This is a genomic window from Parendozoicomonas verongulae, assembly GCF_009711465.1.
GTDB lineage: Bacteria > Pseudomonadota > Gammaproteobacteria > Pseudomonadales > Endozoicomonadaceae > Sansalvadorimonas > Sansalvadorimonas verongulae.
The window spans coordinates 21,960-44,418 of the sequence record NZ_SMME01000850.1; the positions used below are offsets into that span (position 1 = coordinate 21,960).

Annotated in this window: 20 protein-coding genes and 1 tRNA gene; 10 read left to right on the plus strand and 11 right to left on the minus strand. The window is 52.9% G+C overall.

Annotated features, from left to right (window positions below; genetic code table 11):
- Positions 1-2: 2 nt before the first annotated feature.
- The 6 genes from sctQ to E1189_RS14970 form a co-directional block, all read right to left on the minus strand.
- Positions 3-1,142: a type III secretion system cytoplasmic ring protein SctQ gene (sctQ, locus tag E1189_RS14945; RefSeq protein WP_155161131.1), complete on the minus strand. Its 1,140-nt coding sequence runs from the start codon at positions 1,140-1,142 to the stop codon at positions 3-5.
- An 18-nt stretch (positions 1,143-1,160) separates the two neighbouring features.
- Positions 1,161-1,874, minus strand: coding sequence for a type III secretion HpaP family protein (locus tag E1189_RS14950; RefSeq protein WP_155161132.1), 714 nt, complete (start codon positions 1,872-1,874; stop codon positions 1,161-1,163).
- Between the two features lie 15 nt (positions 1,875-1,889).
- Positions 1,890-2,351: a type III secretion system stalk subunit SctO gene (sctO, locus tag E1189_RS14955; protein WP_155161133.1), complete on the minus strand. Its 462-nt coding sequence runs from the start codon at positions 2,349-2,351 to the stop codon at positions 1,890-1,892.
- A 9-nt stretch (positions 2,352-2,360) separates the two neighbouring features.
- Positions 2,361-3,695: a type III secretion system ATPase SctN gene (sctN, locus tag E1189_RS14960; protein ID WP_155161134.1), complete on the minus strand. Its 1,335-nt coding sequence runs from the start codon at positions 3,693-3,695 to the stop codon at positions 2,361-2,363.
- Positions 3,696-3,870: 175 nt separating this feature from the next.
- Positions 3,871-4,389: a type III secretion system chaperone gene (locus E1189_RS14965; RefSeq protein ID WP_155161135.1), complete on the minus strand. Its 519-nt coding sequence runs from the start codon at positions 4,387-4,389 to the stop codon at positions 3,871-3,873.
- A gap of 212 nt (positions 4,390-4,601) precedes the next feature.
- Positions 4,602-5,900 carry an acetyl-CoA C-acetyltransferase gene (locus E1189_RS14970; protein ID WP_155161136.1) on the minus strand — a complete coding sequence of 433 codons (1,299 nt, stop codon included), beginning with the start codon at positions 5,898-5,900 and terminating at the stop codon, positions 4,602-4,604.
- Positions 5,901-6,082: 182 nt separating this feature from the next.
- Between E1189_RS14970 and E1189_RS14975 the strand changes: the two genes are divergently transcribed.
- On the plus strand, positions 6,083-7,504 hold the full coding sequence (locus E1189_RS14975; RefSeq protein WP_155161137.1) for a 3-oxoacyl-ACP reductase: 1,422 nt from the start codon (positions 6,083-6,085) through the stop codon (positions 7,502-7,504).
- Between the two features lie 42 nt (positions 7,505-7,546).
- Here the strand turns inward: E1189_RS14975 and E1189_RS14980 are convergent, their stop codons facing one another.
- Positions 7,547-8,590: an AraC family transcriptional regulator gene (locus E1189_RS14980; protein ID WP_155161138.1), complete on the minus strand. Its 1,044-nt coding sequence runs from the start codon at positions 8,588-8,590 to the stop codon at positions 7,547-7,549.
- 198 nt (positions 8,591-8,788) lie between these two features.
- Between E1189_RS14980 and E1189_RS14985 the strand changes: the two genes are divergently transcribed.
- Positions 8,789-9,631, plus strand: coding sequence for a MaoC family dehydratase (locus E1189_RS14985; protein WP_196221455.1), 843 nt, complete (start codon positions 8,789-8,791; stop codon positions 9,629-9,631).
- Positions 9,632-9,706: 75 nt separating this feature from the next.
- Entirely contained in the window at positions 9,707-10,225 is a 519-nt protein-coding gene (tadA, locus tag E1189_RS14990; protein WP_155161140.1) for a tRNA adenosine(34) deaminase TadA, read from the plus strand.
- Here tadA and E1189_RS14995 read toward each other — a convergent pair.
- Positions 10,215-11,057 carry a transglycosylase SLT domain-containing protein gene (locus E1189_RS14995; RefSeq protein WP_230460420.1) on the minus strand — a complete coding sequence of 281 codons (843 nt, stop codon included), beginning with the start codon at positions 11,055-11,057 and terminating at the stop codon, positions 10,215-10,217. The two genes, tadA and E1189_RS14995, sit on opposite strands and share 11 nt — an antisense overlap.
- A 244-nt stretch (positions 11,058-11,301) precedes the next feature.
- Here E1189_RS14995 and purL point away from each other — a divergent pair, with 244 nt between their 5' ends.
- From purL to E1189_RS15020, 5 genes are all read left to right on the plus strand, one after another.
- Positions 11,302-15,237, plus strand: coding sequence for a phosphoribosylformylglycinamidine synthase (purL, locus tag E1189_RS15000; protein ID WP_155161142.1), 3,936 nt, complete (start codon positions 11,302-11,304; stop codon positions 15,235-15,237).
- Between the two features lie 416 nt (positions 15,238-15,653).
- A complete protein-coding gene (locus E1189_RS15005) occupies positions 15,654-16,142 on the plus strand; it encodes an outer membrane lipoprotein (RefSeq protein WP_230460421.1) in 489 nt (162 codons plus the stop codon).
- A gap of 136 nt (positions 16,143-16,278) precedes the next feature.
- Positions 16,279-16,602, plus strand: a complete 324-nt coding sequence (locus E1189_RS15010) for a hypothetical protein (protein WP_155161143.1) — start codon at positions 16,279-16,281, stop codon at positions 16,600-16,602.
- An 85-nt stretch (positions 16,603-16,687) separates the two neighbouring features.
- A complete protein-coding gene (locus E1189_RS15015) occupies positions 16,688-17,527 on the plus strand; it encodes a sulfurtransferase (RefSeq protein WP_155161144.1) in 840 nt (279 codons plus the stop codon).
- An 81-nt stretch (positions 17,528-17,608) separates the two neighbouring features.
- On the plus strand, positions 17,609-18,097 hold the full coding sequence (locus E1189_RS15020; protein ID WP_155161145.1) for a YbjN domain-containing protein: 489 nt from the start codon (positions 17,609-17,611) through the stop codon (positions 18,095-18,097).
- Here E1189_RS15020 and E1189_RS15025 read toward each other — a convergent pair.
- On the minus strand, positions 18,089-18,358 hold the full coding sequence (locus E1189_RS15025) for an ACT domain-containing protein (RefSeq protein WP_155161146.1): 270 nt from the start codon (positions 18,356-18,358) through the stop codon (positions 18,089-18,091). The two genes, E1189_RS15020 and E1189_RS15025, sit on opposite strands and share 9 nt — an antisense overlap.
- Positions 18,359-18,733: 375 nt before the next feature.
- On the opposite strand from E1189_RS15025, the gene E1189_RS15030 reads away from it, so the two are divergent.
- Together E1189_RS15030 and E1189_RS15035 are read left to right on the plus strand one after the other, a co-directional pair.
- Complete coding sequence (locus E1189_RS15030; RefSeq protein ID WP_155161147.1) at positions 18,734-20,095, plus strand: class II 3-deoxy-7-phosphoheptulonate synthase; 1,362 nt, start codon at positions 18,734-18,736, stop codon at positions 20,093-20,095.
- A 62-nt stretch (positions 20,096-20,157) separates the two neighbouring features.
- Positions 20,158-20,234: transfer RNA gene (locus tag E1189_RS15035), tRNA-Pro, on the plus strand.
- Between the two features lie 110 nt (positions 20,235-20,344).
- Here the strand turns inward: E1189_RS15035 and E1189_RS15040 are convergent.
- On the minus strand, positions 20,345-22,189 hold the full coding sequence (locus E1189_RS15040; RefSeq protein WP_155161148.1) for a hypothetical protein: 1,845 nt from the start codon (positions 22,187-22,189) through the stop codon (positions 20,345-20,347).
- Positions 22,147-22,459 (minus strand): hypothetical protein (locus E1189_RS15045; protein WP_196221456.1); only part of this gene is annotated, 313 nt, incomplete at its 5' end. The genes E1189_RS15045 and E1189_RS15040, both read right to left, overlap by 43 nt.

The following is a 22,459-nucleotide window of genomic DNA, read 5'->3' on the forward strand; positions in this document are numbered from 1 at the left end:
CGTTACAACAGCTTGGTAATACGAGCGCCAATCTGGTTATTGATATTGACCAGCTCGCACTCGGCAAAGGCTTTTCCGTTGGCCTTCATGGTAACAGGGCTGGCGATACTGCGATTCAGCTCAAAGGTGTAGCCCGGGCCCAGACGACCCATCTCCCCAACTGTGAGCTCATGATGACCGACATCGAACACCAGTTTCACAGGCAGGCCCTGAACATCCTGATGATTCACATGCTGAGCTGGTGCTTGAGGCGCAACCTGCTGTTGAGGTGCCCGTGGCGCCGCCTGAGGGGCTGCTTGAGGGGCTGCTTGAGCAGCCGGGGCGTTAGTGAAGCCCAGATCATCATCAAAGTCATCACCGAGATCAAGGTCATCATCCAGATCATCAAAGTCATCGAATTCGTTGCTCATACCATTCTCCACCCGCTGTTTCAGCGTAACCTGAGAGCCGCTGATTTCTGCCAGAAAGCCGGAGCTTTCGGACATCCTGAGAAACACATGCTTGCCATTCCTGAACCAGGAACGATCAAGCAAAACGATGTCTCCAGAGGCCAGTTGTCGAAGCCGTGTATCCGAGAGAATCGTGTGGCCCACTTCAACGGCAAGGGGCATAGCTAAATGATCGGCTGGCATGAACTGAGCTGTACCCAGAGCGTTGCTGATCATGTTGTGAATCTGGTCATTGACCACCAGTAAACCACTGGCCGTGGTGCTTTGGTTCTGAAAGGTGATACCAAGGCAGGGCGTGCCTTCGGGAATATGATCGCTGCGGGATACACGGCTCAGGCGCATGTCCTTTTGTACTAAAGCCCGCAAATCCCCCAGCATGCGCTCAACGGCAAGCGATGCGCAACCAAGGCGCAAATCATCAGGAAGCTGCTCAAGCAGATCGGGAAGGGAGCTGCCGCCAATAGACATACCGCTGAACAGATCACGGGTAGCTAGAATGCGGACAGGCAGACCATCTACAGTGATCTGGAATTCAAGATCAAACTGGCGCGAGGCTATCACCGGCGTGAGTGATATTGCGCAGGGCTGGCCATTGATCTGGCTTTGAAGCTGACCCGTAAAGCCGCTGACGAGATTGTTCAGCAATGCCTGCTGGTGGGTCAGCGGTTTGTAAGGGAATGGCTGGATGGACATAGTCGTTCAGCGCCTCAGTTAGCTATCCCTGTCTTCATCATCTTCCGCAACATACTGCTCCCGGGAGCGGCCGTCACCGGTATCCTGATCAGCATTGCCACCCTGCATTTTGATATTCACTTCGATATCGCCACCCATCTTTTTGTTCAGAGTGTCCATTAATGCCTGTTCGCCTTTATTGAGAAAGTTGAAAGACTCAGCAGAGGTGGTCGTGAACTCGATAGTCATTTTCCCCGTGGTGGCATCCTTACGGATCATCATCTCGGTGCCGGGCAGCATATCGTTTTTGAAATCCACTTTGACGGCTTTTACATCACCGGCGCTGCTGACCATGATTTTGTCGACGATTTTATCGATCTTGTCGACCATCTGTTTGTTATCAACGGGCTGTACTTCGGCAGTTTTGCCCATACGGGCATCCATCACTTTGGCGGCATCGCCGTGGGCCAGAGCTTCGCCGTCTTCTTTGGTGTCTTTTTTCTTGGAGTGGAGTTTGCCGAACAGGTCTTCGAGGCCTTCTTTTTTTCCTTCTTTGCTCTGATTTTCGGCCAGTGCACCGCGATCGCCTTTCAGCCCTTTTTCATCCGGAGCTTTCTTTTTCATGGCCATATCGAACTCGCCGCTGTTGCGTTCGGCTTCTTTCTCGGAGGTGCGATCAGCTTTGCCCTGCTGATTAGCCTCGTTTGCGCCCGAAGGCTGTGGAGTGCTGGCAGGTCCCTGTACACTACTCATAGCGGCTTCCTTTCCTCAGTGACGATTACGGGGAGTAAACTCCTCCAGTTCCAGCTCTTCCAGGCGGGCCTTTTCCTTGGCCGCTTCCTGATCCAGTACATCTGTAAACTCTTCAAACTTTTGCACCGCCTGTGTGGCCTTTGCGTGGGCCTGGCGGGCTTCCTCAAGCTGCTGTTTGCACTCTTCGAGGTGCTTCTCGGCTTTGGTGATGGCCTCTTCCAGTACGAGGTCCTGTTCCCGGAGCTTAGCCACTTTCTGCTTGAGAATATCGAGGTCAAACTGTTTTACCGCGGTATTCATAATATTATCGTAAAGTCGCCGCTCTTCTTGATAACGCCACTCTTTATAGTCTTCCAGTTCCTTCTTTTTCTTCTCGATATCCTGAACGGCCACTTCCACCCGATAGCGACACTTTCGCACCTCGTCTTCGGCGGATTTCTCCCGAATCCGTTTGACCCGCAGCAAGTCATGCAACACAGGGCGAGCCTATCGAATCAGCTGGTGGAGTTGCTGAACCGTGGCGTCGAAGTCCGAAAGCTCATCGGTTCTCTGTTTCAGGAAATTGCGGATGGTTTCAATTCTGGCCAGTGCCTCATCGGCCACCGGGTCGGCTCCCTGTTTGTATTCACCCACTTTCACCAGCAGTTCGATCTCTTCGTACTTAGCCATCAGTTCCCGCACCCTGCCAGCGGAGCCAATGTGCTCCTTGTCCACAATGTTGTTCATAACCCGGCTGGCGGAGGCTAGAACATCAATGGCCGGGTAATGGTTTGCGGCCGCCAGTTTACGGGACAGAATAATGTGGCCGTCGAGAATAGATCGGGTTTCGTCCGCTACAGGCTCTGACATATCGTCACCTTCCACCAGAACGGTATACAGGGCGGTGATAGAACCCTTGTCCGACATACCGGCTCGTTCCATCAATTTGGGCAGGGTGGCGAACACGGACGGCGGGAAGCCTCGACGGGTGGGCGGCTCACCGGCAGCCAGGCCAATTTCCCGTTGGGCACGGGCGAAACGGGTAACGGAATCCATCAGCAACAGAACCCGCTTCCCCTGATCTCGGAAATATTCGGCAACCGCCGTGGCAGTGTAAGCGGCTTTGGCCCGTTCCATGGAGGATTTGTCGGAGGTGGCCACAATGGTGACGGATTTTTTAATGCCTTCCGGCCCGAGATCGTGCTCGAGAAATTCTCTGAGTTCCCGTCCCCGTTCACCAATCAGGGCGAGCACCGTGACATCCACTTCTGCGCCCTTCACCAGCATGGAGAGCAGGGTGGATTTACCACCACCGGCGGCCGCGAAGATACCCATCCGCTGGCCTTCGCCGCAGGTGAGTATGCCGTCCAGTACCCGCAGGCCCAGTGGCATGGGTTTATCGATGATCTTTCTCGTGAGTGGGTCGGGAGCATTGGCGTAAACCGGGTACCAGGCTTCCGGGTTCACCTGTTCGTCCGGGTCTTCGTGAAGTGGTCGGCCCATGCCATCGAGGACTTTGCCAAGCAAGTGAGATCCTACGGCAACATGGTGCACTCGTCCGGTCGGGATCACCTCGGTGTTGGAGGAAATGCCGAGCATATCTCCCAATGGCGTGAGTACGGCGTCATAGCCTTCAAAGCCCACGACTTCGGCGTAGTTCATATCGTCTTCGCCGGGGGTGAACAGTTCGCAGAGCTCACCAATTTTTACGCCGGGCACGGCGGCTTTGATGATCATGCCCTGAACTTCTGTGACCCGCCCGCGGATATCCACCAGACGGCTGCCATCTACGGCGTTTTGCAGGGCTTCTGTTAAGTAGTCGAGTGCATCACTATCGCTCAAGGTCAAACTCCCTCTGACCGTATTAATGGCTTTTGAAAGCAGTCGTTATTTGTCTGACTTTCAAGATCGAGTTTAGTCTCTCTATAGAGTCGGCTGGGGAGCGCGATAGATGAGGCAGGTGGGATTGTTAAAAAAAACGCCCCGAAGGGCGCTATGAGTGGGGGATTTTGTTCTTTTACACCATGATGCCCATGCTGCCGTCGGGCTGGGCGGGAGGTTGACTGCCTCCACCGGGCGTTGAACCACCACCTCCGGGAGGTTGTGGGGCTGTACCGTCGCTATCTGCGTTGCTGGCTTCCTGCACAACCCATTCGAGGGTGTTGACAAACTTTTCCAGATTCGACTCAAACGCACCGTAGTCAATAGCCGCGGTCATGGAACGAATCAGGAGAATTTCGGTTTTGTCATGGTTCAAGGAAATGTAGGCGCCCTGCATGCTGTGGTGCTGCAGGTTGATGAACAACAGTTTTTCCAGCAGTGCGATTTTGTCTTCGGGGGCAGCGTGAGCTTCAACAGGCTTAACGGCAGATACGAAAACCAGCGCTTCGTCTTCTTCCAAATATTCCATGTTAACGATGAGGGTGTCATCAAAACAGAGACCACAGGCTCCGTGCTCATTCAGCTTTAATTCACCAAGGCCAATACCCTCGGCAAAGCGCTGCAGGTTTTCTTCGACATTCTGCCGATGGGACATGGGTGAAATCCTCCATGATTTCGTTCTGAGAGTGCTACCTGGCAGCCACTCGAAATTCCTTATTAGCAGGTGCAGGTCTTAGTAGAAGTTAAGCATAAAAAAGGCGATCACAAGATCGCCTTTTTAAGGATGGGTATCATTCATTTGTGAATGACGGGAATTGGTGTTTTGTTCTATACCTTCCCGAACAAAGCCTAAGGGAGTGTCAGTTATCAGGGACGTTCGAGAATGGCTGTAATGCCCAGACCGCCGGCAGCACATACAGAGATCAGCCCGCGGCCAGCGCCTCTTTGCGCAAGCAGTTTGGCCAGCGTTGCAACTATACGACCACCTGTAGCGGCAAAAGGGTGACCTGTTGCCAGAGAACTGCCATTGACGTTCAGTTTGCTGCGATCAATAGAGCCTAAGGCTGTATCACGACCCAGCTTCTCTTTGCAGAACTCTTCACTTTCCCAGCATTGGAGGGTCGCCAGCACCTGCGCCGCAAAGGCTTCGTGGATTTCATAAAAGTCGAAGTCCTGTAGTGTCAGGCCAGCTTTATCCAGCATTTTGGGAACGGCATAAGCGGGGGCCAGCAGTAGCCCTTCTTTATGACTTGTCTCTTTGCCGAAGAAATCCACACCGGCAGTTTCGCAGAATGTCAGGTACGCCTGCACGGGCAGGTTGCGCTCTGCGGCCCACTCTTCACTGGCTAACAATACAACCGAAGCGCCATCAGTGAGATTGGAGCTGTTGGCAGCAGTCAGTGTTCCCTTGCCACTCTTTTTATCAAAAGCAGGCTTGAGGGAGGCGAGTTTTTCCAGAGCTGTGTCAGGACGCAGGGTGTTGTCGCGCTCCAGTCCGAGGTAAGGCGTTATCAGGTCATCAAAGAAACCATCGACATAGGCTTTGTTCAGATTCTGGTGGCTGGCCAGTGCCATTTGATCCTGTTCTTCCCGTGGAATATTCCACTCTTTGGCGGTGATTTCTGTGTGGCCGCCCATGGAAAGTCTGGTGCGTGGTTCGTTGCTGGAGGGCACCAGCGGAATCAGGTGGCGCAGACGCAGACGCCCAGCAACTTTCAACCGTTCGCCATTGGTTTTGCAGCGATTCAGGTCTAAAAGAATCCTGCGCAGACCTTCGCTCACGCCGATAGGGGCGTCGGAGGTTGTGTCGGAACCTCCGGCAATGCCGCACTCGATCTGGCCAAGAGCGATTTTGTTGGCGACGAGGATAGCCGCTTCCAAACCAGTGCCGCAGGCCTGTTGAATGTCATAAGCGGGCGTTTTCGGATCAAGGGCCGTGCTGAGTACAGACTCACGGGTGAGGTTGAAGTCCCGGGAGTGCTTGATAACAGCACCGGCAACCACTTCTCCCATTTGCTCACCTTGAAGGCTGAAACGGTTTACCAGACCATTGAGCGCTGCTGTCAGCATATCCTGGTTGCTGGCATGGGAGTAAACGCTGTTGGAGCGGGCAAAGGGAATACGATTGCCTCCAATGATTGCAACTCTTCTGATGGTCTGGCTCATGACTTGTCCTGCTACGCGGTTAATTTATTATGTTGGACGAAGTGTATAGTGCGAGATTGCGCTCACATTGGCTATTCTGACTTCTCAGCACTCGCGGTGTGTCAATCCACATGTAGTTCGCCTCTGCTGAAATAGCCGCAAGGTCTGTACACTTCGCAATATAATAAGGGAGTAAAACGACAATGTCCGATAGATATCAGAAGATAGCGACATCCCCATTTGGCAAAAGCCTGTTCAGCAGCCTGGGTTTGCCAACTCCTGTGGAGCTGGATCGCCAGAATCTGGCCGAAGCGGATTTTGTGAAGGGCAAGGTATTAGTAGGGGCGGCGGCCGGGTCGTCATTGCTGGCTGAGGTGATGAAAATACTGGCGAGTTCTTCTGCTGAAATTTGCTGTCAGGCCAGTGCTGCGACAGCCTCCGAGATTATGAAAGCTGCTGAACCTGTTGATAAAAAGGTGACACAAGTCAGCACCAGCCGTGAAGATGCAACCTCCTTTAAAGGGCTGGTTTTCGATGCAACGGGTATCAGCAATACCTCTGAGCTGCGCGCTCTCCATGAGTTTTTCAGCCCCGTTGTTCGTAAAGTCGGCAAATGCGGGCGTATCGTTGTACTGGGGCGTGCCATAGAAGACTGTGACAGTGTGTCTAAAGCGGCTTCCATGCGTGCTCTTGAGGGTTTTACCCGCAGCCTGGGAAAAGAAGTCGGTAAGAAAGGCACCACCGTTCAGCTGATTTATGTGAGCCACGGTGCCGAATCGCAATTGGAATCACCTCTGCGTTTCTGTCTCTCCCCTCGCTCTGCCTACGTGTCTGCTCAGGTTATTAATGTGTCTAACGGTACAGGCACGGTTACCGTGGACTGGACCCGCCCACTGGCTGGCAAGGTTGTGCTGGTAACAGGTGCTTCACGAGGGATTGGTAAATCCATTGCACAAGTGATGGCTCGTGATGGTGCCAGGGTGGTGTGTCTGGATGTGCCCCAGGCTCAGGCTGAGCTGGATAAAGTGGCGACCCGTTTGGATGGAGCCACCATTGCTGTCGATATTACCGCTGCTGATGCGCCGAGGATTATTGCAGATGCACTGGAAAAAGACTTTGGCGGCGTTGATGTGATTGTTCATAACGCAGGTGTGACGCGAGACAAAACCCTCGGCAATATGAAAGCGGAATGGTGGGATATGGTGATTGATATCAACCTGTCCTCCGAGGAACGTATCAACGATGAGCTGCTTGAGCGTGGCCTGCTGCGGGAAAATGGCCGTATTGTTTGTGTGTCTTCCATGAGCGGTATTGCCGGCAACTTCGGCCAGACCAACTATGCCGTCTCCAAAGCTGGTGTGATTGGTTATGTGCAGGCCATGGCTGCACAGCTGGCAGAAAAGAAAATGACTATCAATGCCGTAGCTCCCGGGTTTATTGAAACCCAGATGACAGCAGCTATTCCTTTGATGATGCGGGAGATGGGGCGTCGAATGAACTCTTTGTCCCAGGGCGGGCAACCTCAGGATGTGGCGGAAGCGATTGCCTTCTTCGCCAGCCCGGCTTCAACCGGTGTTAATGGTAATGTGATTCGGGTGTGCGGACAGTCTCTGTTGGGTGCCTGATCTTTTCAAGCCCTGAAGCAATAAGCCCGGTGATAGGCCGGGTTACACAGTGGACAGGGCATGACTTTGATGCTTTTTGCTCTTGCGGTATTCAATGGGTGTCATACTTGTCCAGCGTTTGAAGGCACGGTAAAACGTGCTGGGCTCTGAGAAGCCGGTTAGATAGACAATTTCATCAATGGATTCATCGGTGCGGGAGAGTAACTGTTTAGACAGGTTGCAGCGGTAGTTGGCCAGAATGTGGTTAAAGCTGGTACCAGCATCTGCAAGGCGGCTACGCAGGGAGCGTGCAGTTATATCCAGACGGTTGGAGACATTCTCCAGGCTGACTTCGCCGGAATCCAGCAGCTCACCGATAATTCGGCTGACATCCGTAATAATGTCCTGCTTCTCCAGACGTGCGATTTGTTTAATCGCTACTTGCTCGTGGGCTTTCATCAGCTCCGGCTCGGCATGCTGTGAAGGGAAGTGCAGAATATCAATACCAAACTCGATGATGTTTTGATCGCTATTGAATATCACCGGGCAACCGAAGACCTTGGCGTACTCGCTGTTCCTTCCTTCGTCATCGGCCAGTCCACCATGGGTTACGGCTACGGACAGCGGCTTAAAGTTATCCTGAGTCAGGTGGCAGAAAAACCGAATCGCACCTAATAAAATGGCATCGATAAGGTGGCGTATTTCATGGGTATTTTCATTGGTGGAGCCAATGCTGAACAGGCAGCGATCACCTTCCCGTGCCACTTTGGCGGTAACGGCATCACTTAACAATCGCTGGTAGTTCAGTGCGCGATTCAACCCCTCTTCAAAAGTCGGGCTGCTTAAAAACAGGTATTCAATAACCTGCCCACGGAACACAGGAATGTGCAGGCCAAGGTGCAGGCCAATGTATTTGTCGCCAGTTATCTCTTCACAGGCTTGCCAAAAGATGGTCTGGGCATCATGGGGGGTACGTACCTGCGGGTCTTCAATAAGGCGGCGGGTAATACCACAACGTTCATAAATCGTACTGGCATCAATACCTGCATTTATAAAGCCCTGATGAGCCATTTTTACAAGAATGCCTGCGTCTCTCAGCTCGCTCATACAATTCAGCCTTGCTGACTCTATTCTTTTATTATTCTTCTCTGGAAGGGCTATCTTAGAGGCGATTGACCCTTGTGACAATGTCATTCCTGTAAGGGTGTCACTGGCGATGAACCTCTCTACCGGTTGTCCCTTCTGCCAATGGCTGTGGAAGGGGGGAGAGTAATATGCGACGGAATAAATGAAAGGATGACCACAATGCAAACTCTGGTGCTTCAAAATCTCCCCTCCATGTTGTCTCTCTACGGGAAGGCAGCGGTTAAGAAAGGTTATTCCGGAGAACTGCCAGAACTCTCTGTTGCTGTGCCCGGTATTCGTGCAGACAAAGCCGTCGTCCGCAAATACGATAAAATCTGCCACTTCCCTGAAAGCCGGTTTCTGGCTCCAACCTACCTCCATGTCTTGTCATTCCCTCTGCATATGTGTTTGATGACAGACCCGTCTATGCCTCTCAAGCCTATGGGGCTGGTGCATGTGCGTAACAGAATTAAGCAATACCGGCAGGTGGAGCAGGGAGAGCTGCTTTATATCGAGTGTTCTGTAGGAGAATCCCGGGATGTGGATGCCGGTTTGGAGTTTGATATTGTGACCCGCATAGAAGCCTCCGGCGAGGAGGTGTACGAGGGCTTGAGCACAAACCTGAGTCGTCGCCCTTCCAAAACCTCAGGAGACAAGAAAAAGAGGCAGCCATCCGACCCCTTGGAGATTGTACAAACCTGGGCGCTGCCATCTGGCCTGGGTCGCAGCTACGGGGCTGTATCGGGTGATCGCAATCCTATCCACCTTTGGCCAGCTACCGCAAAGCTATTTGGCTTTGAACGGCATATCATCCACGGCATGTGGTCCAAGGCTCGGTGCCTGGCTGCACTGGGTGAACAGATTGCTGGTAAACCCTTTGAAATTGAGGTGAGCTTCAAAACCCCTGTATTCCTCCCTGCAAAAGTTGAATTCAGTTATACACAGCATCATGACTCGACTTCATTCCTGATGCGTTCACTCTCGGGTAAACCACATTTGAAAGGCTCCTTAAAGTTATTGTAACTACCCAAAGCAATGGCCCGGGTACTTACTGTATAATCCTTCGCCTTTGATAAGAAAGCGTGGGTCTGGAGCGGTATGCACGAACAGGACGAACAATGGATGCGGGAAGCACTGGCACTGGCACAGCTGGGAGCTGCTGTCGGTGAGGTTCCTGTAGGTGCTGTGGTTGTTCATGGGGACAAAATTATTGGCAGGGGGTACAACAGCCCAATTGGCAGAAATGATCCCTGTGCCCACGCTGAAATCCTCGCCCTGCGAGAGGCTGCTGCCCACATCGAAAACTACCGGCTGGTGGACTGCGATCTTTACGTTACACTCGAGCCTTGCGGTATGTGTACAGGGGCATTGGTACATAGTCGCATTCGGCGGCTTGTTTACGGAGCCACTGAGCCTAAGGCGGGAGTTGTGATAAGTCAGGATCAGATTCTGGAAAGCGATTATTTGAACCATACAGTGGCAGTGACTGGCGGAGTACTGGCTGACGAATGTTCCACCATTCTGTCTGACTTTTTCAAAAAGCGTCGCAAGAAAAAGAAAGAAGAGAAGCAACGCATGAAAGAGGCCGCAGCGACCATGGCTGTTATCAAAGGGTAGAGCGGTTACCTTCACTTTGAGCCATAACGGGAAGAGGCTTACGGGGCTGCCTGGCAAGAATATGCCGGTAGTAGCGCTGAATATTCTCCACATATTGAACCGACTCAGCTCCCCGCGCATAACCATAACGGGTCTGGTTATGCCATTGAGGGTCTTCCAGCTTTAACAGGAAATCACTCAGGTTGGTCCAAAGGTCAGGGTTTAAACCATGGCTACGTGCCAGAGTGCGGGCATCATACAAGTGACCAATCCCGACATTGTAAGCCGCCAGCGCTTGCCAGGTGCGATCGGGCTCCTGGATGGATTCTGGCAGGCGACCTTTTAATTGCTCCAGATAACGTACACCACCACGAACACTCTGCTCGGCATCCAAACGATTCCGGATGCCCATTTCCTTAGCAGTAGGCAGTGTCAGCATCATCATCCCCCGTACTCCGGTGGGAGATTTAGCCTTGGGGTACCAGTGGGATTCCTGATAGCTGATAGCTGCTACCAAATGCCAGTCTATCCGGTATTCACTGGCAACAATACGGAACAAGTCCTGATAGCGAGGCAGGCGGCGATGTATGTGATTGTCCAGACTGGCCGCCTCACCTGCGCTTAATTCTGTGGCAGGATAAACATTAACCTCCTTTGCCTTACTTTCCTCAAGGCTGGAGGAGAGAAAATATTCCCACTCCAGCAAGGTCAGGTGGCGAGATTCCACAGATAAGTGGGGGCACTCAGAAAACAGAGGAGTACGCAACAGCATTGTGGGTGTGCGGGGCTGCAACAGAACCACTGTCACGGCCAGAAGCAATACAGCCAGCAGTAAGGATCTGAGAGCAGCCATGGGGGGCGCCAGCTCCAAAACTACTATCTGCGCAACGGTGCTACCCATAGTTTCACCTCAGGAAAGGTCCAGAAACCTTATTTGACACGAAACTACAGAATGTGTCCTTCATACTTATGTCCGGGTTGAATTGTCACTGTAATGTCTTGAGCGGCAGGGCTTTGATGCTGGTGAGGTCAGTGTGAACCCTGTATTATACGCGCTGCTCGCTAAACTGACCTGACTTTCAAGGATCATGACTCTGATGGAGATTTTACGCGGCAGCCCCGCACTCTCCCCGTTCCGTGCTGCCAAGCTGTTGAACACCCTGAAACAGCAAGTGCCGGCCATTCGTAGTGTTTATGCAGAGTTTCTGCATTTTTCTGATCGCCAAGAGTCTTCTGACCCTGATAAGGAAACCCCTGAAAACAACTGGACCGAAAAGCACCAGAGAGTGCTGGACAGGCTTCTGGAGTACGGCCCTCGCCGGGTACGTCAGGAAGCAACCGGGCAGCTGTTTCTGGTCACTCCCCGCCCTGGCACGATTTCACCATGGTCCAGTAAAGCTACAGATATAGCCCATAATTGCGGGCTGTCTGCAATTCACCGCCTCGAACGGGGCATCGCTTACATAATCGATTCAACATCGCCACTCACCCCGGATGATGTGATTAAAATCGAAGCTTTCCTCCACGACCGCATGACCGAGGTCGTTCTCTCCTCCCCCGAAGATGCCAAAGCCCTGTTTACCGAAGCCGAACCAGTACCACTGGCCCGTGTTGCCGTTTTAGCGGAAGGTCGTACAGCGCTGGAAGAGGCCAACCAGAGTCTTGGCCTGGCACTGGCAGATGATGAGATTGATTACCTGCTGGAGAACTTCCGCAAGCTGGAGCGTGACCCCAGCGATGTAGAGCTGATGATGTTCGCCCAGGCCAACTCCGAGCACTGCCGTCACAAGATATTCAATGCCTCGTGGGATATTGATGGTGAAGCGCAGGAGAAATCCCTGTTCGCCATGATCCGCAATACCTACCAGATGAACTCCGAAGGCGTCCTGTCCGCTTATAAGGACAATGCTTCCGTGATCAAGGGTTGGAAGAGCGGACGCTTCTTCCCCAACCCTGAGAGCCGCAGCTACGGTTACACCGAAGAGGATATTCACATCCTCATGAAGGTGGAAACCCATAACCATCCCACTGCTATCGCCCCATGGCCTGGTGCGTCTACAGGTTCCGGTGGTGAAATTCGGGACGAAGGTGCGACCGGCCGTGGCGGCAAGCCCAAGGCTGGCCTGACCGGCTTCTCCGTATCCAACCTGAACATCCCCGGCTTTCAGCAGCCCTGGGAACACGGATACGGCAAGCCTGACCGGATCGTATCCGCCCTCGATATTATGATCGAAGGCCCTCTGGGTGGTGCCAGTTTTAACAACGAATTTGGCCGTCCGGCTTTGTGCGGTTACTTCCGTACTTTTGAGGAGGAGTCCAACGGCCCTGCAGGCCGCGAAATGCGCGGTTACCACAAGCCCATCATGATTGCCGGTGGTCTGGGTAATATCCGTGAGCAGCATATCGAGAAGGGTGAATATCCTGCTGGCTCCAAGCTGATTGTTCTGGGTGGCCCGGCCATGCAGATTGGTCTGGGTGGTGGTGCAGCCTCCTCTATGGCCTCCAGTACCGGTCAGGAGGATCTGGATTTTGCTTCCGTTCAGCGAGAAAACCCGGAGATGGAGCGCCGCTGTCAGGAAGTTATCGACCAGTGCTGGCAGCTGGGGGAGAAGAACCCCATGCTGTTTATCCACGATGTGGGTGCTGGAGGCCTGTCCAATGCTCTGCCTGAGCTGATCAGTGATGGTGGCCGTGGTGGTCAGTTTGAACTGCGCAAGGTACTGAATGACGAACCCGGCATGAGCCCGCTGGCGTTGTGGTGTAACGAATCTCAGGAACGTTACGTTCTGGCGGTTGCCCCACAGGATCTGGCAACCTTCGAGGCGATCTGTGCCCGTGAGCGCTGTCCTTACGCCGTTGTGGGTGAAGCCACCGAAGAATCCCATCTGCTGGTGAATGACGAGCATTTCGATAACCAGCCTGTGGATATGCCTCTGGACGTACTGCTGGGTAAACCACCCCGTATGCACCGCTCTGTCGAACGCAAGAGTTTTGAAATTGAGCCGTTTGAAGTGTCCTCCATCAATCTGGATGAGGCCGCTGAACGTGTTCTAAAGCTGCCTGCTGTGGCTAGCAAGAGCTTCCTGATCACCATTGGCGACCGCACCATTACCGGTCAGGTGAATCGCGATCAGATGGTCGGCCCCTGGCAGGTGCCTGTGGCGGATTGCGCAGTGACCACCAGTGGTTTCAATGCCACCACCGGTGAAGCCATGTCTATGGGGGAGCGCACACCGGTTGCTCTGCTGGATGCGCCAGCCTCAGGCCGTATGGCGGTGGGTGAGGCTCTGACCAATATCGCCTCTGCCCGCATCAACAAGCTTTCTGAAGTACGCCTGTCTGCAAACTGGATGGCAGCTGCGGGTCACCCCGGTGAAGATGAGCGCCTGTACGACACCGTAAAAGCGGTGGGTATGGAGCTGTGCCCAGAGTTGGGTATCACCATTCCTGTGGGTAAGGACTCCATGTCCATGCGCACCACCTGGAAAGATGGTGGAGAAGATAAGGCGGTGACTGCGCCTCTGTCTCTGGTGATTTCTGCCTTTGCTCCTGTTGCGGATGTACGACTGGGTGTCACTCCCCAGCTTCGTACTGATAAGGGGGACACAGATTTACTGCTGATCGACCTTGGCCGTGGCAAGAACCGCCTGGGTGGCTCTGCAGTGGCACAGGTTTACCGTGAATTGGGTGCTGAACCTGCGGATCTGGATGAGCCTCAGGATATGAAAGCCTTCTTCCAGGGTGTGCAGCATCTGCTGAGCGAAGAGAAGATTCTGGCTTACCACGACCGCTCCGATGGAGGCCTGTTCACCACGCTGATGGAAATGGCCTTTGCCGGTCATACGGGCATCCGTGTGGCACTGGACAAGCTGGCTGGCAACAAAGGTGAGCTGGCCGCAGCTCTGTTCAACGAAGAGCTGGGTGCTGTGATTCAGGTGCGCAAGCAGGATAAGGGCACGGTGAAGGACTGTCTGGCCAGCTTTGGCCTGTCTGGCTGTGTGCACACCATCGGTGAGCTTGCGGTCGGCCAGAAGGTGAGCTTTACCTTCAAGGGTAAGCCAGTTCTGAAAGGCAATCGTATCCGCTACCAGCGTATGTGGTCGGAAACCAGCTACCAGATTCAGAAACTGCGGGATAACGCTGAGTGCGCCCAGCATGAATTTGATAACCTGCTGGATGACAAAGACCCCGGCCTGCATGCGTCTATTTCCTGGAATCCTGAGAAGGATATTGCTGCGCCTTTCATTGCCACCGGTGTTCGCCCCAGAATTGCGATTCTCCGTGAGCAGGGCGTAAACGGCCATGTGGAAATGGCGGCTGCCTTTGACCGTGCCGGCTTCGAAGCCGTTGATGTGCACATGAGTGACCTGATCAGCGGCAACCGTGAGCTTGGGGACTTTCGGGGGCTGGTGGCCTGTGGTGGCTTCTCTTATGGCGACGTTCTCGGCGCTGGCGGTGGCTGGGCCAAGTCCATCCTGTTCCACGATCGTGTCCGTGAAGGCTTTGCAGGCTTCTTTGATCGTCGTGATACCTTTGCCCTGGGTGTGTGCAACGGCTGTCAGATGCTATCTACCATCCATGAGCTGATTCCGGGCACCGAACACTGGCCGCGCTTTGTGCGCAACCGCTCTGAACAGTTTGAGGCCCGTGTGGCGATGGTGGAGGTGCAGAAGAGTGCGTCCATCTTCCTGCAGGGCATGGAAAAGGCGCGTATGCCGATTGCTGTAGCACATGGTGAAGGTCTGGCAGAGTTTGCCCATGATTCTGATCCGGCGGCTCTCACAGCTGCTGGGCAGGTGGCGCTGCGCTATGTGGATAACCATGGTCGCACTACTGAGCGTTATCCGTTTAACCCCAATGGCTCTGTTGATGGGATCACTGGTCTGACCAGCAGGGATGGCCGTGTCACTATTATGATGCCTCACCCTGAGCGGGTCTTCCGTACGGTTCAAAACTCCTGGCATCCCGATGAGTGGCAGGATGATGCACCGTGGATGCGGATGTTCCGCAATGCGCGGGTTTGGGCGGACTGATCTGTCCTTGCCAGAGACATAAAAAACCGAGGAGTTTGCTTCGGTTTTTTATGCTTAAAACTCTGCCGGGTCCCCTAGATATTGATAAACAATATCCATCCCGAGGCAGTAAGCGTTAGCATTGAGAGGGTGAGGAGAGCAATCTCTCTCTTACTCAGTCGGTCATCCATGGGTAGATTCCTCTGTATTCATTGTTGCTTCCCACTAGAGCTAGGCTCTGACACCTTGGTTAGGTGGGATTGTACGGTGACCCTCTGTGAAAATAATGTCATCTTGTTTTGAAGAGTGAGTTTTTTCCGCAATCTTTTACAGTCAAGTAAACAAAGGTGGCAGAGGTTTCACGGGAAATTGAACCTACACTGAGGGAGAGCGTCCAAGGTAGGACGCAGGTTTCTCGATATGGAGGTTCTCACACCATGAAATTGTTACCCTTGGGGCTGAAGCGCCTCCTCTCTTTAGTCAGCGTGGCCACTTTCTCTCTTTTTCTTACGGGCTGTATGACAGATTTGACTGGTAGTAATTACGATCGTGGTGAAGCCCGTAGTCTGCAAACGGTTCAGTTTGGTGAAATTGTTGAAATGGAAACTGTAAAGCTGGACGGTACTCAGTCTGGACTTGGTGCTGTTGCCGGTGCTGCGACTGGTGGTATTGCCGGCTCTACTATTGGTGGCGGCAAAGGCAAGAGTCTTGCAACCATAGCTGGTGCTGTAGCAGGTGGCGTACTGGGCAACTATACGGAACGTAAGGTGACAGAATCCAATGGTTTTAACCTGACGATTCGTTTGGACAACGGTAATTATGTCTCTGTTGTTCAGCAGCTGGAACAAGGCAACAGCCTGCAGGTTGGCGATCGGGTGAAGGTCCTCAGCAATGGCCGCAACAGTCGGGTTGTTCGCACCCGTTGATTTTTCCAATATGTCAGAGCTGCAGTGTCGGCTCTGGCATGTTTTCCCTCTCTTTTCCTTCCTTCTAATTTCCTTGCTGCTGTTGTGGTACTGGCCTTACACTGCCCACCATAGATCTCTTTGGGGGGAATAACTTATGAATAGAGAAACACAACTGGCCGTTGGTATTGTGGGTGGTGTGTTGCTTCTGGTTGCCGCTGGTTTTTGGCTGTTTTCTGGCTCAGATGATGAGCGGGTGCAGGCTCTTAAAGCGCCTGCCTATGAAGAGCCTGTGGCTCCGGCGTATCAGGAATACAATGACGACGAAGGCAAAGCATTGACGGATTCCGATGAAATGGCTGGAGATATGACCCGTATTATTATTCACGATTCTGCTTCCTCAGGAGAGGTTGGTCAGGCGCTGACGGGTAAAGTGATTATTGATGATCAGGTGGTTCAGCAGCCTGCCTCTGGACGCTAGGTCATTGCCGCGCCGATGTGCCGTCCCTGGCCTGCGGCGCTTGCTTTTGCGTTTCGTGCGATTTTCTTTTTGGAGTTTCGACTTTATGGATGTGTTAATTGATGCAGCCACGCTTGCTCAATGGTTGGGTGAGACGGATGAGAAACTGGTGGTTTTCGATGTTCGCTACAGTTTGCAAGATGGCGAGGCTGGTCAGCGTGCTTATGATCAGGGGCATATTGCTGGTGCCCAATACATAAGCCTTAGCCATGATCTTTCCAGTGATGTGATTCCCGACAAGACCAGTCGCCATCCTTTGCCCACGCCGGAAGCTTTTATTGCCCGGGTGCAGAGTTGGGGGATAACAGAGGGCTGCCGTGTTGTGCTGTATGATGCTGGCGATCAATTTATCGCACCGCGCATGTGGTGGATGTTGAGCCAGTGGTTTGGGCTGACGAATGTTTTTATTCTCCATGGTGGTGTACGTGCGTGGGAGCAGGGTGGCTTTGAACTGGTGACGGATGTTCCTGTTGTCGAGGCTTCAAGCTTCACTCCATCGGTGAATGACGGTGTATTGGTTCAGGCCGGTGGGGTTCTACCGTTTGTGGAAAAGGGAGGTACGTTGCTGGATGCCCGTGCCCTTGAGCGTTTTGCCGGTGAGGTGGAACCACTTGATTCGGTAGGCGGACATATTCCCGGAGCACACTGTCAGCCTTGCTCTAAAAATGTTGATGATAACGGTTTGTTTCTTTCATCGACCCAACTGCAACGCTTGTATGGGGTTTATGAAGGAAGGGATGTCGTGTGTTACTGCGGTTCAGGTGTGTCGGCCTGTCAGAATATTCTGGCCATGACGCTTGCAGGTTTACCTGCGCCACGATTATACGCAGGCTCCTGGAGTGAGTGGGTAACTGACCCATCACGCCCTATCGCAAAAGGGCGGTAAACACGAACGGAACACTATCGCTATTAATACCGGTTTCCAGTACAGTTCTGCTTTTGCTATTTTCCCCTGAGAATTCCTATTATGCACGACTTGCTGGTTCCGGATGTTGCACTTCTTGAGAAGTGGCTGGCTGATACCGGGTATGAATCTTATATCTGTGATCAGTGCAGCGGCCTGCATTTGTCTGCGCTACAGAGTATGGATGGAATACTCGACAGCCGCCTGTTTGTTGAGCCTTGGGGCATCATGTTCACTACTGAACTGGATATTCGCAACGCAGCGATCCTGCCGCTATCTGCCGATTTGATGCGTCTGAATATAGGCTATCCCACCTTAAAGCTTTTTTTAAATACGCCAGATGATGCAGGCCCTATGTTGGTAGCATCTTCTGCAATCCTGTCCAGTCAGGGTATGACAGTGGCCCAGTTTAACGAATTCTTTGCCGTTAACCTGGAGACTGTGAAGCAATTGCTGCAAGAATGTCAGCAGCTTCAATACCTGTTCCAGAGCGATGATGAACGCATGATGTTCCCGGAAGCTATTGATGGTATGAAGCCATCTTTACATTGATGGCGTTCGCTCTCTTTTCTCCAGCGATTTGCGGCAGGGGGTGAGTGAACGTACATCACTCTCCTGCAGTAGTGCCATAATCAGGGTATTTTGACTGTTCCCGCCGGATACATGCAGATCAATATCATATTGATTCCGTCGTGGGCACAGGGATGCTGTAAAGGTGTCCACATCAAAGCCGCCGCTGCGGCTGTTGTTCAAAACCCGTTCGAGGCATCCGGGTGTATTGGATGCAATAAGTTTTAGTCTGTAGCGATTCACTGGCCTTTCTCCTGCCGTGTAAAAAAGCCCCCGAACCTTTCGGTGCGGGGGCTTTTTTGGTTTTTGCTTTTCCTAGAGTGCAACCAACCCCCGGCGAATGATCATCATAATCATACCGGTCATACCTTTCTTTCCATTGAGGGGGAAGGTGTGGGTCATGGTGCGAAACCTATAGTTAAGAGCTTTGCGTAAAAATAATTGTGCGAATAGTATGCTCCACTTAGGAAATCCACAAGGAAAATACTTATATTGATAGGTATTTTGAGTGAAGTTGTTAGGAGTTTGTATAGGGTGGCTTTACTGACTGTTATCTGGTGGTAAGGTAGCGTAACGCGTTAAGCGTAAATGAATACAGATTAGTGGGAGTGTGAGCCGATGTCCCTGTGGACGCCTGAGAGCTGGAAAAATCATACAGCTCTGCAAATGCCTGAGTACCCTGATGCCGCTAAGCTGCGACAGGTAGAAGAGAGTCTGAGCAAACAGCCACCACTGGTATTTGCTGGTGAAGTACGTGCTCTCACCGACCAGCTGGCCAGCGTAGCCGAAGGGAAAGCCTTTTTGCTGCAGGGCGGAGACTGTGCAGAGAGTTTTGCAGAGTTTAGCGCGGTGAATATTCGGGATACTTTTAAGGTGTTAATGCAGATGGCAGTGGTGCTCACGTTTGGTGCCAGTTGCCCGGTTGTAAAGGTGGGACGCCTGGCTGGCCAGTTTGCCAAACCGCGTTCCAATCCTACTGAAACCCGCGATGGTATCGAACTGCCTACTTATCGCGGTGATATCGTTAATAGTAATGAATTCACTGAAGCCGCTCGCATTCCTGACCCTGAGCGAATGATGGCGGTGTATCATCAGGCGGCTTCTACCCTGAATCTGCTGCGTGCGTTTGCCCAGGGTGGGTTGGCTTCCCTTGAGCAGATTCATGCCTGGAACCTGGATTTTGTGAATGCCACCCCAGAGGCCAGACATTTCCAGAAGATGGCAGCACGTATTGATGAAACCCTCGCCTTTATGAAGGCGTGTGGCATGACTGCAGAGAACAGCGCAGCGATCCGTGAAACCAGCTTCTATACCTCTCACGAGGCACTGCTGTTGCCTTACGAGCAGGCGCTGACCCGCAAAGACAGTCTCACCAATGACTGGTACGACTGTTCCGCCCATATGCTCTGGATTGGGGATCGTACCCGCCAGCCCGACGGTGCACATGTGGAATTCGTGCGTGGTGTTCACAACCCTGTCGGTATCAAAGCTGGGCCAACCCTGCCGCCGGATGATCTGATTCGCCTGCTGGATATTGTGAATCCTGAAAATATTCCAGGGCGTGCGACCATTATCGTGCGTATGGGAGCCGATAAGGTTGAGGCTGGCCTGCCGGCTCTGATCAAGGCTGTTGAGCGTGAAGGCCGCAAGGTGGTGTGGAGCTGTGACCCCATGCACGGTAACACCATCACTGCTGGTGATTACAAGACCCGTGACGTGAGTTCAGTACTCCGTGAAGTGCGCCAGTTTTTCTCTGTTCACCGTGCAGAAGGTACTTACGCTGGTGGCGTGCACTTTGAGATGACTGGCCAGAACGTGACCGAGTGCATTGGTGGTGCTCACAAGGTGACGGAAGAAACCTTGAAAGAGCGTTATCGTACACACTGCGACCCACGTATGAATGCCAGCCAGTCTTTGGAAATGGCGTTTCTGATTGCCGATACGCTCAAGGAGTGCCGCAAGGACTTACGGGGCGAGTAAGCTGCACAAGTCAGGGACTTTCTTGAAAAAAGCGGCACTGGTTTGTAGTATCAGTGCCGTCTCGGCGAGTGGCGCAGCCTGGTAGCGCACAGCATTCGGGTTGCTGGGGTCGTAGGTTCAAATCCTATCTCGCCGACCAAATAAGGCCGCGTAATCCTTGGATTGCGTGGCCTTTTCAATGTTTACCCTCATATTGGTAAGGGCTACATACTCCGATAACTGTCAGGGTAAAGAGGTTGAGGTATTCTTTCATACCGAGCCGGTTGATAGAGTGAGAGGAGGTTCACTATAAGTGTGGGAAACGGTAGAAATACGAGCCAATAGCTGTCGTTCCTTTTTCCTCCAGAGGTCATCTTTCTTCAGTTCACGTCGATGGGGTTCAAGGTCACTGGCCAGCTCAAAGAGTAAGTCCGATTTATGCTTGAACTCTTGCTCCTGCTTCTCCTCGATACCCAGGGTTTTCAACATGGGTTTTGGCCAGGCTGACAACATGCGGTAGCAATGAGCCAGTTGACTGACACAGGATGCACTCGTGCCTCCACTACTTTCCACAGCAAGAACAGCCCACTTAAACGCGTTCCCCAAAAGCGTTAAATGTGCAGGCAGTATATCCTCAACTTCTGTTAATTCCCGGAAGTTACGAATACTAAAGCATAAACAGGCTTCGTATCCTGAAAAGAAAAGCTTTTCGAGTTGCAGCTCATCAAACTGCGCCCACGATCCGGTATCAACGAAAATGGCTGCCAGACACAGTTCGATCTCCTTGTCATCACAGGGAGTGTTCGCCAGTCCCCCGGCCGCCTGGGTACGCAGCCGGGTATAAATGTCCAGGGCCGTTTTCAGGTTGTCCTCACCCCCTATTATCTGAAGATGTCTACCCAGTGTTAACTCGATATCCTTGTCATCGCAGGGCGTGCTCACTTGTCCCTTGGCTGCCCGGGTGCGCAGTCGGGTAAAGATGTCCAGAGCCGCTTTCAGGTTGTCATCACCCCCCATGATTTGGAGATGTCTGCCCAGAGCCAGTTCGATTTCCTTGTCCTCGCAGGGGGTGTTTGCCTTTCCCCCGGCCGCCTGGGTGCGTAGCTGGGTAAAAATATCCAGACCCGCTTTCAGGTTATCCATACCTCCCATGGTCTGAAGATGTCTGCCTAGTGTTAACTCGATCTCCTTGTCATCACAGGGAGTATTCGTCTGCCCTCCGGTCGCCTGGGTGCGCAGCTGGGTATAAATGTCCAGGGCCGTTCCCAAGTTATTTTTGCCCCCCATAGTCTGGTGTAGTATGCCCAGAGCCAGTTCGATATCCTTATCATCACAACGGGTATTCGGTTTCCCACCGGCCGCCCGGGTGCGCAGTCGGGTGAATATGTTCAGGGCCGCTCTCAGGTTGTCTGGCCCCCCCATGAGCTGGAGATGTCTGCCCAGTGTTAACTCGATGTCCTTGTCATCACAGGGGGTGTCCGGCTGTCCTCCGGCTGCTTGGGTGCGTAGCCGGGTAAAGATGTCCAGAGCTGTTTTCAGGTTGTCTGTACCTCCCATGCTCTGAAGATGTCTGCCCAGAGCCAGTTCGATATCCTTGTCATCACAGGGGATGTTCGGCTGCCCTCTGGCCGCCTGGGTACGCAGCCGGGTAAAGATGTCCAGAGCCGCTCTCAGATTGTCCATGCCTCCCATGATCTGAAGATGTCTACCCAGCGTTAACTCGATATCTTTGTCCCCGCAGGGGGTGTTTATCTGCCCCATGGCCGCCCGGGTGCGTAGATGGGTGAAGATGCCCAGAGCCGTTTTCAGGTTGTCCATGCCCCCCATAAGCTGAAGATGTCTTCCCAGTGTTAACTCGATATCCTTGTCATCACAGGGGGTGTCCATTTGTCCTTTGGCCATCCGGGTGCGCAGCTGGGTAAAAATGTCCAGTGCCGCTATCAGGTTATCATCACCTCCCATGATCTGAAGATGTCTGCCAAGAGCCAGTTCAATCTCCTTATCATCACAAGGGGTATTCGGCTGCCCGGCTGCCCGGGTGCGTAGTTGGGTAAAGATGTCCAGAGCCGCTTTCATGTTGTCCATGCCCCCCATGATCTGGAGATGTCTGCCCATGTTAACTCGATCTCTTTGTCATCACAGGGGGTGCTCACCTGTCCACCGGCTGCCTGGGTGCGTAGCTGGGTATAGATATCCAGGGCTATTTTCATGTTGTCCATGCCCCCCATGATCTGGAGTAGTCTGCCCAGTGTTAACTCGATATCCTTGTCATCACAGGGGGTATTCACCTGTCCACCGGCTGCCCGGGTACGCAGCTGGGTATAGATCTCCAGGGCCCTTTTCATGTTGTTCATGCCCCCCATGAGCTGGAGATGTCTGCCCAGT

Coding starts and splice junctions, on each gene's coding strand:
- E1189_RS15010 (WP_155161143.1), top strand. CDS start 16,279: ATGAATAGAGAAACACAACTGGCCGTTGGTATTGTGGGTGGTGTGTTG.
- E1189_RS15040 (WP_155161148.1), bottom strand. CDS start 22,189: ATGGGCAGACATCTCCAGATCATGGGGGGCATGGACAACATGAAAGCG.
- E1189_RS14970 (WP_155161136.1), bottom strand. CDS start 5,900: ATGAGCCAGACCATCAGAAGAGTTGCAATCATTGGAGGCAATCGTATT.
- E1189_RS14980 (WP_155161138.1), bottom strand. CDS start 8,590: ATGAGCGAGCTGAGAGACGCAGGCATTCTTGTAAAAATGGCTCATCAG.
- E1189_RS15005 (WP_230460421.1), top strand. CDS start 15,654: ATGAAATTGTTACCCTTGGGGCTGAAGCGCCTCCTCTCTTTAGTCAGC.
- E1189_RS15015 (WP_155161144.1), top strand. CDS start 16,688: ATGGATGTGTTAATTGATGCAGCCACGCTTGCTCAATGGTTGGGTGAG.
- E1189_RS14995 (WP_230460420.1), bottom strand. CDS start 11,057: ATGGCTGCTCTCAGATCCTTACTGCTGGCTGTATTGCTTCTGGCCGTG.
- purL (WP_155161142.1), top strand. CDS start 11,302: ATGGAGATTTTACGCGGCAGCCCCGCACTCTCCCCGTTCCGTGCTGCC.
- E1189_RS14965 (WP_155161135.1), bottom strand. CDS start 4,389: ATGTCCCATCGGCAGAATGTCGAAGAAAACCTGCAGCGCTTTGCCGAG.
- E1189_RS15020 (WP_155161145.1), top strand. CDS start 17,609: ATGCACGACTTGCTGGTTCCGGATGTTGCACTTCTTGAGAAGTGGCTG.
- E1189_RS14985 (WP_196221455.1), top strand. CDS start 8,789: ATGCAAACTCTGGTGCTTCAAAATCTCCCCTCCATGTTGTCTCTCTAC.
- tadA (WP_155161140.1), top strand. CDS start 9,707: ATGCACGAACAGGACGAACAATGGATGCGGGAAGCACTGGCACTGGCA.
- E1189_RS14950 (WP_155161132.1), bottom strand. CDS start 1,874: ATGAGTAGTGTACAGGGACCTGCCAGCACTCCACAGCCTTCGGGCGCA.
- E1189_RS14975 (WP_155161137.1), top strand. CDS start 6,083: ATGTCCGATAGATATCAGAAGATAGCGACATCCCCATTTGGCAAAAGC.
- E1189_RS15030 (WP_155161147.1), top strand. CDS start 18,734: ATGTCCCTGTGGACGCCTGAGAGCTGGAAAAATCATACAGCTCTGCAA.
- sctQ (WP_155161131.1), bottom strand. CDS start 1,142: ATGTCCATCCAGCCATTCCCTTACAAACCGCTGACCCACCAGCAGGCA.